An 11,109-nucleotide genomic window follows, 5' to 3' on the forward strand; every position below is an offset into this window, starting at 1 on the left:
GCGGCACTCCTGAAGCGCTACGAGCGAGTGCCGCCGTAGTCACTCACCTTGTCGCGCCAGAGGCTGTGCGGTGCCGTCTCGTCGGTGGAGTAGGGCTCGTCCATCCTGAGCTCGATCCAGACCCGCGGGCCGTCGATGCGCACGTAGTCCCCGGTGTTCGCGAGGCTCGTCGAACCGGCGAAGCTGACGTACGTCCGATCCAGGTCGTTCCGGTAGGAGGACATGAACGCGGCGGCTTCCGCGGCGGGCATGTCGTTGACGTACTTGCCGATGGCGTCGAGCACCAGCTTGTGCTGCCGCGGCGTCAGCGCGGATCCCGGAACGCCCTGCGGAGTGCTCGGGAACGACCAGGTCGCCGCACCGGGGAACATCAGCAGGTCCTCGAGCGGGCCGGGAAGTTCGGCCGCCCGGCGCTGATCGGCGTCGAGCGAGGCCAGCAGGGTGACGAAGGCACCCCACTCCTGGCGTTCCGGCTCGTAGGTGACCCCGCCGATCTCGAAGGTCTGCGGCTCGATCCCCCGGAACGAGGGTGTCGCACCGACGAGCTTGCCGTCCTTGTAGGTGTTCGCGACCGCGAGCTGGTGGCCACCGAACTGCAGCTCCCAGGTCCCCGTCGTGGCGGGCGTTCCGAGGAATGCGATCTTGTAGTTCTTCCGTCCGTAACCTTCCCGAGTGCCTCCGAAATTCAGGTAGTCGTCGTTGAGCAGGTGCTGGCGCACCTCGTCGGCCCCCTCGTTCGGCGTGCGGCCGAGGGCCGCGGCCAGCAGAGCGTCGAAGGCCTTCCACTGGACGTCCGTCAGAGTGCCCGTGCTGAGCCCGAGGCGGAGGTCGCCCAGGGCGTACTCCGGGTACGTGTGCCACCGGGCGGCGTTCGCCAACGAGTAGTCCTGGAGCACTCGCGAGCGCTGATCGGCATCAAGGGTGGCGAGGAACTCCTTCGCCCTGGCGACCACCGCGGCGCCGGTCTGATCACGTGACCCAGAGGTCGTGGAGACGTCGAACGTCGAGGGACCTGGAGCTCCCTGAGCGCCGAAGGCGTTCGCGGGCAGCATCAGGGCCACAAGTACGGCTCCCGCGATCGCGACGCGTGGTGTCCTGCTGTGCAGCATCTTCGTCGTCCTATCCCTTGCCTCGCGACGCCCACTGGAGGGCGACCGACGAGGCAATTCCGAGTTTCGGTACACGGTGCACCGAAAGGTAGCACATTAAGTGACACCGTGCACCGAAACCTCTCTGGGCTTGGCAGATGCCCGCCACGAGCTTGTGCTGGATGCCGAGACCGGGCCGGCCGACGAGCGCTGCGCGCTGGAGTGAGCCTGAAGCGGGCCTGAACGGAGCTGAAGATCGCTTCAGCCTTCGCGGCGACCCGGCTGCCAGACTTCGACCATGCGGGTGCTCGTGGTGGAGGACGACGTCCGGCTCGCCGAACTGCTGTGGCGGGGGCTGGTCGCCGAGGGGTTCCTGGTCGACGTCGTGCACGACGGCAGAGCCGGGCTGGCGCGGGCGAAGGGGGCGTCCTACGACGTGGTGGTCCTCGACGTGATGCTGCCCGGCATGAACGGGTTCCGGGTGTGCGCCGCGCTGCGCGAGGCGGAGGTGTGGACGCCGATCCTCATGCTCACCGCGAAGGACGGCGAGCTGGACGAGGCGGAGGGGCTGGACACCGGCGCCGACGACTACCTGACCAAGCCGTTCTCCTACCTCGTGCTGGTGGCGCGGCTGCGCGCGCTGGTCCGACGCAAGCAGCGGGCACGACCGTCGGTGCTGCGGGTGGGCGACCTGGAGCTCGACCCGGCGGCCCGGCGGTGCACCCGGCGCGGGACACCGGTCGTGCTGACCGCCAAGGAGTTCGCAGTCCTGCACTACCTGATGCGCAACGTCGGCGACGTGGTGACCAAGCCGGAGGTCATCGAGAACGTGTGGGACTCGGCGGGCGAGGCGGACCCGAACCTCGTCGAGGTCTACGTCAGCGCGCTGCGGCGCAAGATCGACCTGCCGTTCGGGCGGCGGAGCATCACGACGGTGCGCGGCGTGGGCTACCGCCTCGACGTGGAGGCGGACGCCTGATGCGACCGCTGTCCATGCGGGCCAGGCTCACCGCGTTCGCCACCGCGCTGCTCGCGGTCCCCGTGCTCGCCTGCGCCTGCGCACTCGCCGTCGCCGAGCGCGCCGACTTGATCGCGACCGCCACCGCGCGAGCGGACCACTTCGACCTCCGCGGCGACGCGGCCTGCCCCGAGCGGCCTCCCGCCGAGGTCGACCCGACCTCGGGTGACGCGGACGTCTTCGTCCGGGACAGCCGCGCCTTCGTCTGCCCGCCGGGTCAGTACTCGTTCCGCGGCAGGTGGAGCGACTGGGGCGAGCCGGTCCTGTCGCTGGCCCCGTGGGCCTCACGGGACCGGGCGGTCATGTCGGCCCTGTTCATCGAGTCCGGCCCGGCCTTCTTCGACTCCCACCCCTACGACGAGACCGTGCACCTCGGCGACGAGCAGGATTCCCTGCGCGTCACCGAGCTCCTGCTGCTCGGCGGCGCGATCCTGGTGATCGCCCTCGGCGGTCTGGTCGCGTGGCTGCTCGCGGGCCGGGTGCTGCGGCCCCTCGACGTGATGCGCGGCAGGCTGACCGAGGCCGGGCAGGGGCGGAACCTGGGCAGGCGGATCGCCGAACCGTGGTCGCGAGCCGAGGTGTCGGACCTGGCCACGGCGCTGAACAGCACCCTCGACCGGCTCCAGACCGCGGTCGAGGAGCAGCAGCGGTTCGTCGCGGACGCCTCCCACGAGCTGCGCGGCCCGATCGCCGCGCTCAAGGCCGAGCTGGAGATCGCGCTCGTGCACCCCGACGCGGCGCGGTGGCCCGACGTCGTCGCCAGGGCACTGGCCGACACCGAACGCCTCCAGCAGCTGTCCGTCGACCTGCTGCTGCTCAGTCGCCTCGACGTCACCCAGCTCGACGACGAGCACGTGGTCGACCTCAGCGAGGTCTGCCGCGAACAGGCGGGCGCGCGCAGACCACCGCGCGGCCTGGTGATCTCCTGCCAGGCGCCCGAGGAGCAGGTGCTCGTGCGGGGCCGGGAGGCGCTGCTGGCCCGCCTGCTCGGCAACCTGCTGGAGAACGCCGAGCGCTACGCCCGCCACACCATCACCGTCCGGCTCACCGTCGAGGCGAGCAGCGCGGTGCTCGACGTCCGCGATGACGGACCCGGCATACCCGACTCCGGCCTGGACATCGTCTTCGAACGGTTCACCCGCCTCGACACGGCACGGGCGCGCGAGACCGGTGGCGCGGGCCTCGGCCTGGCCATCGCACGCGGCGTCGCGGTCGTGCACGGCGGCACCCTGCACGCCATCCCCTCCACCGGCGGAGCCCACTTCACCGCACGCGTCCCGCTCCAGCCGTAACCCCGCACCACCCAGTCCAGACCGGCCGACCGCCGGTCTCCGAGTGCTGCCCCAGAACAGGAGCACAGGAACATGTCGCACAGGTCCACCGCCATCGGCTCGCTCGCGGTCGTGCTGGCCGCGGCGTTCGCCCAGGCGTTCGTCGCCGGGCACCTCCCGATCGACCTCATGGTCTACCGGGCGGGCGGGCAGTCCTGGCTGGCCGGACTCCCGCTGTACTCACCGGATTTCCCGCACCCGCTCGACGGGCCGGCGCTGCCGTTCACCTACCCGCCGTTCGCGGCGGTGCTGTTCAGCGCGCTGACGGTGCTGCCGGTGACGGCGACCGTGGCCCTGTCCACCCTGGCGAGCGCGCTCGCGCTGACGGCGGTGTGCGTGCTCGCCGCGCGGATCGCACGGCCGGGGCGCGGCGCCGCACTCGGCCTCGCGACCGCGGCGCTGGGCCTGTACGCGTTGGAGCCGGTGCGGGAGACCCTGTCCTTCGGCCAGGTCAACCTGGTGCTCGCGGCGCTGGTGGCCGCGGACTGCCTGGTGCGCGCGCCGAGGTGGCCGCGGGGGCTGCTGATCGGGCTCGCGGCGGCGGTCAAGCTCACCCCGGCGGTGTTCCTGCTGTACTTCCTGGCCAAGCGCGAGTGGCGGGCGGCCGCGACGGCGGCGCTGGGGTTCGTCGGCTGTGCGCTGGTAGGCGTCGTGCTGAACACCTCGGACAGCGCGGTGTACTGGCTGGAGGTTCTCGGGCAGCCGCAGCGGATCGGTGGGCTGTCCTACGCGGCGAACCAGTCGCTGCGGGGAGCGTTGGAGCGGGTGCTCGGCAGTTCTCCCACGACGACGGCCCTGTGGGCGTTGAGCGTGGTGGCGGTGCTCGCCGCCACCTGGATCGGCGCACGGCGGGCGCGGGCGGAGGGCGACGACCTGACCGCGGTCCTCGTGGTCGCCGCGGGCGGACTGCTGGCCTCCCCGGTGTCCTGGTCGCACCACTGGGTGTGGATCGCGCCCGCACTCGTGCTGCTGGGCGTGCGCGCGTGGCGCAGTCGGAAAGCGCTTGCCGGGACCGGGGTCGCGGTGCTCGTGCTCGTGTTCTGCACGGGCCCGTTCTGGCTGTTCGCCCGTGGTGGGAACCGGGAGCTGGGCTGGTCGTGGTGGCAGCACCTGGTCGGCGACGCGTACGTGTGGTGCGGACTGGCGCTCGTGGTGTGGGTGGCCCTGCGCGGTCGCCTGTCCCTGACCGCGCCGCTTCGGCATTGCCGACATGCGCCGCGTCGGATCGTGGTGCAGGGTCGGCACATGGACACCAGCACGCTCCCGGTGCGTCCGGTGGTCGTCACCCTGACCGTGGACGAGGCGACCCAACGGCGGTGGGATGTGTTGCGCCGCAGTCACTTCCCTGCGCACCGACTGGTGGTCGGCGCACATCTCACCCTGTTCCACGCGATTCCGGGCGAGCACCAGGACACCGCGTTGACCGACGCACTGGCGGTGGCGGCGAGCACCACCGCCTTCCCGATCGTCGAGGACGAGCCGTACTCGCTCGGGTCCGGCGTGGCGCTGCGGGTGCTCTCCCCTCGCCTGCACGCCGTGCGGACCGAGCTGGCGACCCGCTGGGCCGGTTGGCTCTCCCGACAGGACAGTCAACCGTTCCGGCCGCACGTCACCGTGCAGAACAAGGTGGATCCCGACCACGCCCGACGGACCTTGGCCCAACTCCGCGCGACGGGTCCGTCGGGGTGGGCGGGCTCCGCGACGGGCATCTCGTTGTGGCGCTACGAGGGTGGTCCGTGGGCGCCGATCCGGACCGTGTTGTTCACGTGACGGACTCGACGCCGACCGAGGCGACGGCCGGTGGCCTTGACGGCCTCACCAACGCACTGGCGATCAGCCGGCGGCCAGCATCCCCTGGAAGATGGTCGAGACCTGAGCCGTCAGCTCCGTGATGCTCGACCCCCGTTCGGCTGACATGGTGTCCAACGGGCCGTCGATGGCCAGTACGGCCATGCCGGCGCCGAGGGCCCAGACCATCGCCACCAACGGAGCCGGGTCGCCTGCCGGGGCCTGGCCCGCGCGCTGGGCCGCCACCACGGTGTCGGTCACCAGCTGGATCCCCTCCTGGGCGTACGCCTCGGCCACCGGCCCCTTGGTCGACTCCGACAACTCCGGCCGGTACATCAGCCGGGCGTAGCCGGTGTGCTCGCGGGCGAAGCGGACGTACACCTCGATCATCGCGCCCAATGCCTCGACCGGAGTACCGGCGGCGGAATGGGCCGAGCGCATCCCCGTGATCAGCAGCCCGTAGCCCTGGGCGGTGATGGCGTTGAGCAGCGCCGCCCGGTCAGGGAAGTGGTGGTAGGGGGCACCGGGACTGACCCCGGCCTCGCGGGCCACCCGCCGGAGGCTGACCGCGCCGATTCCCTCCGTCTCGATCAGCGCGAGGCAGGCGGCGAGCAACTCCTCGCGCAGCGCCCCGTGGTGGTAGGCGGTTCTGGTCTCCCTGGTCGGCACTCCTTGAGTTTAGAGCCCGCAGATCTATACACTGCTCACATCCTGAACACTGCTTAGATTGGTGGGATGATGAAGGTTCTGGTCACCGGGGCCACCGGATACCTGGCCGGACACTGTGTCGCGGAGCTGTTGACGGAGGGTTACGCCGTACGCGGCACCGTTCGCGATCCGCGCACGGCCGAGGTCGCCCATCTGCGCGCGCTGGCCGAGCGCACGGGCGGCGAGCTGGAGTTCGCCGCGGCCGACCTGACCTCGGACGCGGGCTGGGCCGAAGCCGTCGACGGATGCACGTACGTCCTGCACGTCGCCTCCCCGTTCCCCAGCCGCATTCCGAGCGATGAGAACGAGGTGATCCGCCCGGCGGTCGACGGCACACTGCGAGTGCTGAAGGCCGCCCGCTTCAGCGGCACCGTCCGCCGCGTGGTGCTCACCTCCTCGGGCGCCGCCGTGCACTTCGGGCATGACGCCCCAGGACACGTGTTCACCGAAGACGACTGGACCGACGTGAACCAGGCCGGCCCTTACCCGAAGAGCAAGACGCTGGCCGAGCAGGCGGCCTGGGACTTCGCCCGGGAGACGGGACTGGAACTGGTCGCGCTCCAGCCGGGGACCATCCTCGGCCCGCTCTTGCATCCCGACGCCCGGACGTCGGTGGAGCTGATCAGGCGGATCATGCGGGGTGGGCTGCCGGCATTGCCGACCATCGGCTGGAACATCGTGGACGTCCGCGACCTGGCCCGGCTGCACCGGCTGGCCATGGAGACGCCAGAAGCGGCCGGAAACCGCTACATCGCCGGCGACCGGTTCCTGTGGGCGCGCGGCATCGCTTCCGTGCTGGCCGAGCGGTACCGGCCGCGCGGCTACCGGATCGGCACGGCGGCGATGCCGTACTGGCTGACCTGGGCGATCGCCCGCTTCGACCCGAGCGTCAGGCTGGCGCTCACCTTCTGGGGTCGACAGGACCTGACCACGGCCGCCAAGGCGGAGGAGGAACTGGGCTGGACCAACCGGCCACCGGAGGACTCGGTGATCGACACCGCCGAGAGCCTGATCCAGCTCGACCTCGTCGCTCGACGGTAGAGCGTTCTTCCTCCCCGGCGAAGCAAGGAGGCCGCTAGGCCGTCCACCCGTCCCCGTGGTGGCGGTAGTCGGCGCTCCCGTCGACCAGTTGCCGGAGCGTGCTCTCGACCTGCGAGAGCCGAGCCGGGCCCACCTGTTCTTCCCATTCCCGGCGCAGGTCGTCGAAGATCGCCGTGCCCTCGCGGAGCATCGCCAGTCCGTGCGGGGTGACGAAAAGACGCAGGCGGCGCTTGTCCGCGGGATCGGGTTCACGCGCCACGTAGCCGCGTTCCTCCAGGGCGGTGATGGTCTTCGCGGCGGCCTGTTTGGTGACGGACATCCGCCGTCCGAGCTCGGACGCGTTGTCCGCGCCCGACAGGATCGCTTGCAGCGCGAAGTCGTGGACAGGACGCACTTCTTCGTAGCCGCGAGCGATGAGTTCCGCGGTGGCGCGATCGGCCAAGGCGCGGAACCCGCCGAGCAAGAGCATGGCGAGGTCTGAGCCGGGACGCGACATCGGCCCAGTTTAGGACACCTTGACGAAGACAACCGAGGTTGTCTAGAGTTTGGTCAATCAAGGTTGTCTAATTGAGGAGTGTCGATGCCCGCCATCGAGCCGGTCGGCGCAACGGTTCCCGGAGTCACCCACCACCTGGCCGACGTCAACGGAACACGGCTCCACTACGTCTCCGCGGGCGACAACGGCTCTCCGGTCCTGCTCATCCACGGGTGGCCGGAGACGTGGTGGGCCTTCCGCGAGGTCATCCCCGTGCTGGCGGCGGCACATCGGGTCTTCGCCGTCGACCTCCGCGGGTTCGGCGACTCGAACACCGCCGACGGCGACCACGACGAGGCGACCTCCGCGGAGGACGTGCACCACCTGGTGCGACACCTCGGCGTCGGTCCGGTCCACGTCCTGTGCCAGGACATCAGCGGCGGTCTCGGCTTCCGCCTCGCCTCCGCGCATCCCGATGACGTCCGCAGCTTCACCGCCGTCGAGACGACCTTGGCGGGCTTCGGGCTCGAGAACCTCGCGGACGTCAACCACGGAGGCTCGTGGCACGTCGGTTTCCTCGCCGCGCCGGGCATTCCGGGAATGCTGCTGGCGGGGCATGAACGAGAGCTCATCGCGGAGTGGGCCTTCCCGATGATGACGGGGTCCAAGGGCGTGATCGACGACGACGACATCGACGAGTTCGCCCGCACCTACGCGCGCCCCGACGGCTGGCGCGGCACCGAGGGCCTCTACCGGTCGATCTTCACCGACGCCGGGCAGATCAAGGACATGGCCGAGTCGCGGCCGTTGACCGTCCCTGTTCTCACCGTCGACGCCTTCAGCGCTCCTGTCACCGAGCAGACCTTCCGCCAGGTGACCGCGGGAACCGTCACCTCCGTGCGCTACGAGGGCGTGGGGCACCTGGTGGCGCAAGAAGCTCCCGAAACCCTCGCCGGCACCCTTCTGGAGTTCATGGGGAAAGTCGACGACGGCCGGTAGGGGATGTCCAGGACGACGATAGACGCGCGCCGGTCACGGCGTCGTCGTCGGCGCGTCGGGTGCGGACGCCGGGTGGCCGTGCGGGCAGGAGTTGTCGAAGACGATTGCCTTCGGACGTCCGAAGCGGTCTCCCCATGGTCCACTGTGGACTGCGAGCCGCGCGCGGAGCGCCGTCGGGTTCAGCGCGGTGGAGCCGAGAACGGGTCGGCCATGCCGACGACCACCTTGCGCGCGCCCTTGAACGGGGCGCGGCCGTGGGCGGCGAGCATGTTGTCGAGCAGCAGGACGTCGCCCTGCCGCCAGGGGAACTCGACCATCTCGGCGTCGTAGGCCGCGCGCAGCTCGTCGAGCACGTGCGGCTCGATCTCGGAGCCGTCGCCGTAGTAGGTGTTGTTGGGCAGGTTGTCGGCGCCGAGCGCGTCGGTCAGCGCCGACGCCATGTCCGCGCCGAGGGTGGAGACGTGGAAGAACGTGATGTGGTTGAACCACACCCACTCCCCCGTCCTCGGGTGCCGGGACACCGCGACGCGGTGCTGCCTGGTGCGCAGCTCCTGCTCGGAGCGCCACTCGGTCTCGATGCCGTTGGCCGCGCAGTACCGGTCGACCTCGGCCGGGTCCTCGGTCTGGAACGCCTCCTGCCAGCTCAGGCCGAGGCCGGAGCCGAAGTTGCGCACGTAGAGGTAGCCGCGTTCGGCGAAGTCGTCCCTGATGGCCGCCGGGATCCGGTCGTGCACGCGCCGGCAGTCCGCGATCGGCGTCATGCCCCCCTCGCTCGCCGCGGTGAGGCAGCAGAAGCAGATCCGCAACGGCCAGACGAGGTTGTAGGACTGCTCGTTGTGCAGGTAGATCCGCTCGTGCGACGGGTGGTCGGTCGAGGTGAACACGTTGCCGTGCACGGCGTGCCGCGGCGACGAGCGCTCGACGTAGTCCAGCGGCTCGCCGCAGACGGTCCGGACGACCGTCTCGAACGCCTCGGCCGTGACGCTGCCGAACCCGCGCAGCAGCACGGCGCCGTAGGTGGACACCCGGTCCTGGAGCACGTCGCGGGCGTCGGACGCCCAGGCCACCAAGTCGGGGGCCGGGCCGACCGGCTCGACGACCAGCGGCATCGTCCGCCCGTCGACCAGCAGTCCCTCGGTGGTCTCCGGCCCGGCGGTGGTGCGCTCAGCCATGGCAGTCCTTCCCGGCCGCCGCCCGTGGCGCGCGGCAGTGGTGGTCGAGTCCTGGTCGGGCGCCGTGGTCAGGAGCGCTGGGCTCCGGGCAGACCGCGCGGCAGCGACCAGGTGAGCAGGAGTGCGGCCACGGTTACCCCCGTGACCACCCAGAAAGTGACGCCGAAGGCCTCGGGGCCGCTGGAGCCGACCTGCGACTGGAGCACCACCGCGAACAGCGCGGCGCCGAACGAGCCGCCCACCCGTTGCAGGATGTTCATCGCGGAGGAGGCGCGCGGGATCGCCGAGTCGGGCAGGCCGCCCTGGAACACCGCGGCCATCAGCGGGCTCACCGCGAGACCGAGGCCGGCACCGCGCACGAGGAGCGCGAGCCACAGCAGCGCTGGCGGCGGGTCCGACGGCAGCTGGGTGAACACCAGCGTGGCCAGCGACATCACGGTGAGACCGGCCAGCATCGCGGGTCGCGGACCGAGCTTGTCGGAGAGCTTCCCGCCCAGGAACAGCATGAGCAGCATGCCGACGCCGTGCGGCGCGACGTCGAGGCCGGCTTGCAGCGCGGTGTGCCCGCGCCCCTGCTGGAAGTACAGCGGGAACAGGTAGACGGCGCCGTAGAGGATCGTCCCGCAGACGACCATCATCGCCGACAGCGTCCAGAACCACCGCGACGCGAACAGCCGCAGGTCGATGATCGGAGTGACCTTGGTGCGCAGCGCGTGCACGACGTAGCCGCCCAGCAGCGCGAGGCCGCCGACGACCGAGACCACCACGGCGAGCGACCTGGCACCCGAGGTCGGCACCCGCGACAGCCCGTAGACCAGCAGCGCCAGTCCCGGTGAGAGCAGCGCGAGGCCCAGCACGTCGAGCGTCCGGTCGCCCGCGGGTTCGTCGGCGGGCAGCATCCGGGCCGCGATCACGCCCGCGACCAGGCAGATCGGCAGGTTGATGAAGAAGATCCACCGCCACCCGACGGTGTCCACCAGCAGACCGCCCAGCGTGGGGCCGAACACCGAGGCGAACTGGGTCGGGATCGTCACCAGCGCCATCAGCCTGCCGACCCTGGTCGGACCGGCCGCGCGGGCGAGGATCATCTGCGCGAGCGGCACGATCATGCCGCCCCCGAAGCCCTGCACCACGCGGAACGCGATCAGCGACCCCGCCGACCAGGCCAGCCCGCACAGCAGCGAGGCCCCGACGAACAGGCCCAAAGCGGTCAACCACATGGTCTTCGCGCCGAAGCGGTCCACCGCCCACCCCGTCACCGGGATGACGGTCGCGATGCCGAGCAGGTAGCCGGTGATGATCCACTGGATGGTCGACACCGGGGTCGCGAAGTGCGCGCCGATGCCGTTGAGCGCGACGGAGACGATGGTCGCGTCCAGCGCGGCCGTGAACGTGCCCGCGGCGATGACGGCGCCGAGCACGATCAGACGACGGTCGATCCGCTCGACCTCCGACACATCAGTTGGCATCGTGGCATCTCCCCAGAGTC

Annotated in this window: 10 protein-coding genes; 5 read left to right on the forward strand and 5 right to left on the reverse strand. The window is 70.9% G+C overall.

Features of this window, described 5'->3' with window-relative positions:
• Nucleotides 1–17: 17 nt before the first annotated feature.
• Nucleotides 18–1,109, reverse strand: coding sequence for a DUF3500 domain-containing protein (locus tag CLV43_RS19365; protein ID WP_211304423.1), 1,092 nt, complete (start codon nucleotides 1,107–1,109; stop codon nucleotides 18–20).
• Between the two features lie 277 nt (nucleotides 1,110–1,386).
• On the opposite strand from CLV43_RS19365, the gene CLV43_RS19370 reads away from it, so the two are divergent.
• The 3 genes from CLV43_RS19370 to CLV43_RS19380 all read left to right on the forward strand — a co-directional run bounded on the left by CLV43_RS19370 (nucleotide 1,387) and on the right by CLV43_RS19380 (nucleotide 5,207).
• Nucleotides 1,387–2,067, forward strand: a complete 681-nt coding sequence (locus tag CLV43_RS19370) for a response regulator transcription factor (RefSeq protein ID WP_106188605.1) — start codon at nucleotides 1,387–1,389, stop codon at nucleotides 2,065–2,067.
• Complete coding sequence (locus tag CLV43_RS19375; RefSeq protein ID WP_106188606.1) at nucleotides 2,067–3,398, forward strand: sensor histidine kinase; 1,332 nt, start codon at nucleotides 2,067–2,069, stop codon at nucleotides 3,396–3,398. Before CLV43_RS19370 ends, CLV43_RS19375 begins: the two co-directional genes overlap by 1 nt.
• 72 nt (nucleotides 3,399–3,470) lie before the next feature.
• Nucleotides 3,471–5,207: a glycosyltransferase 87 family protein gene (locus tag CLV43_RS19380; RefSeq protein ID WP_106188607.1), complete on the forward strand. Its 1,737-nt coding sequence runs from the start codon at nucleotides 3,471–3,473 to the stop codon at nucleotides 5,205–5,207.
• 63 nt (nucleotides 5,208–5,270) lie between these two features.
• Here the strand turns inward: CLV43_RS19380 and CLV43_RS19385 are convergent, their stop codons facing one another.
• Nucleotides 5,271–5,894 carry a TetR/AcrR family transcriptional regulator gene (locus CLV43_RS19385; protein WP_106188608.1) on the reverse strand — a complete coding sequence of 208 codons (624 nt, stop codon included), beginning with the start codon at nucleotides 5,892–5,894 and terminating at the stop codon, nucleotides 5,271–5,273.
• Nucleotides 5,895–5,960: 66 nt separating this feature from the next.
• On the opposite strand from CLV43_RS19385, the gene CLV43_RS19390 reads away from it, so the two are divergent.
• The gene (locus CLV43_RS19390; protein WP_106188609.1) at nucleotides 5,961–6,974 is read left to right on the forward strand and encodes an SDR family oxidoreductase; all 1,014 of its coding nucleotides are present in this window, start codon (nucleotides 5,961–5,963) and stop codon (nucleotides 6,972–6,974) included.
• Nucleotides 6,975–7,008: 34 nt separating this feature from the next.
• Here CLV43_RS19390 and CLV43_RS19395 read toward each other — a convergent pair whose 3' ends face one another.
• On the reverse strand, nucleotides 7,009–7,470 hold the full coding sequence (locus CLV43_RS19395; protein WP_106188610.1) for a MarR family winged helix-turn-helix transcriptional regulator: 462 nt from the start codon (nucleotides 7,468–7,470) through the stop codon (nucleotides 7,009–7,011).
• Nucleotides 7,471–7,554: 84 nt separating this feature from the next.
• Here CLV43_RS19395 and CLV43_RS19400 point away from each other — a divergent pair, with 84 nt between their 5' ends.
• Entirely contained in the window at nucleotides 7,555–8,448 is an 894-nt protein-coding gene (locus CLV43_RS19400) for an alpha/beta fold hydrolase (RefSeq protein WP_106188611.1), read from the forward strand.
• 179 nt (nucleotides 8,449–8,627) lie between these two features.
• On the opposite strand, the gene CLV43_RS19405 is transcribed toward CLV43_RS19400, so the two are convergent.
• Together CLV43_RS19405 and CLV43_RS19410 are read right to left on the reverse strand one after the other, a co-directional pair.
• Nucleotides 8,628–9,620: a TauD/TfdA family dioxygenase gene (locus CLV43_RS19405; protein ID WP_106188612.1), complete on the reverse strand. Its 993-nt coding sequence runs from the start codon at nucleotides 9,618–9,620 to the stop codon at nucleotides 8,628–8,630.
• 68 nt (nucleotides 9,621–9,688) lie between these two features.
• Entirely contained in the window at nucleotides 9,689–11,089 is a 1,401-nt protein-coding gene (locus CLV43_RS19410; protein WP_106188613.1) for a DHA2 family efflux MFS transporter permease subunit, read from the reverse strand.
• Between the last annotated feature and the right edge of the window lie 20 nt (nucleotides 11,090–11,109).

Origin of the sequence: Umezawaea tangerina (genome assembly GCF_003002815.1) — a bacterium.
In the GTDB taxonomy this organism is placed as follows: domain Bacteria; phylum Actinomycetota; class Actinomycetes; order Mycobacteriales; family Pseudonocardiaceae; genus Umezawaea; species Umezawaea tangerina.

Excerpts from the sequence above, each read along its gene's own strand:
- CLV43_RS19375 (WP_106188606.1), top strand. The coding sequence starts at position 2,067 with ATGCGACCGCTGTCCATGCGGGCCAGGCTCACCGCGTTCGCCACCGCG.
- CLV43_RS19405 (WP_106188612.1), bottom strand. The coding sequence starts at position 9,620 with ATGGCTGAGCGCACCACCGCCGGGCCGGAGACCACCGAGGGACTGCTG.
- CLV43_RS19395 (WP_106188610.1), bottom strand. The coding sequence starts at position 7,470 with ATGTCGCGTCCCGGCTCAGACCTCGCCATGCTCTTGCTCGGCGGGTTC.
- CLV43_RS19380 (WP_106188607.1), top strand. The coding sequence starts at position 3,471 with ATGTCGCACAGGTCCACCGCCATCGGCTCGCTCGCGGTCGTGCTGGCC.
- CLV43_RS19400 (WP_106188611.1), top strand. The coding sequence starts at position 7,555 with ATGCCCGCCATCGAGCCGGTCGGCGCAACGGTTCCCGGAGTCACCCAC.
- CLV43_RS19410 (WP_106188613.1), bottom strand. The coding sequence starts at position 11,089 with ATGCCAACTGATGTGTCGGAGGTCGAGCGGATCGACCGTCGTCTGATC.
- CLV43_RS19370 (WP_106188605.1), top strand. The coding sequence starts at position 1,387 with ATGCGGGTGCTCGTGGTGGAGGACGACGTCCGGCTCGCCGAACTGCTG.
- CLV43_RS19365 (WP_211304423.1), bottom strand. The coding sequence starts at position 1,109 with ATGCTGCACAGCAGGACACCACGCGTCGCGATCGCGGGAGCCGTACTT.
- CLV43_RS19390 (WP_106188609.1), top strand. The coding sequence starts at position 5,961 with ATGATGAAGGTTCTGGTCACCGGGGCCACCGGATACCTGGCCGGACAC.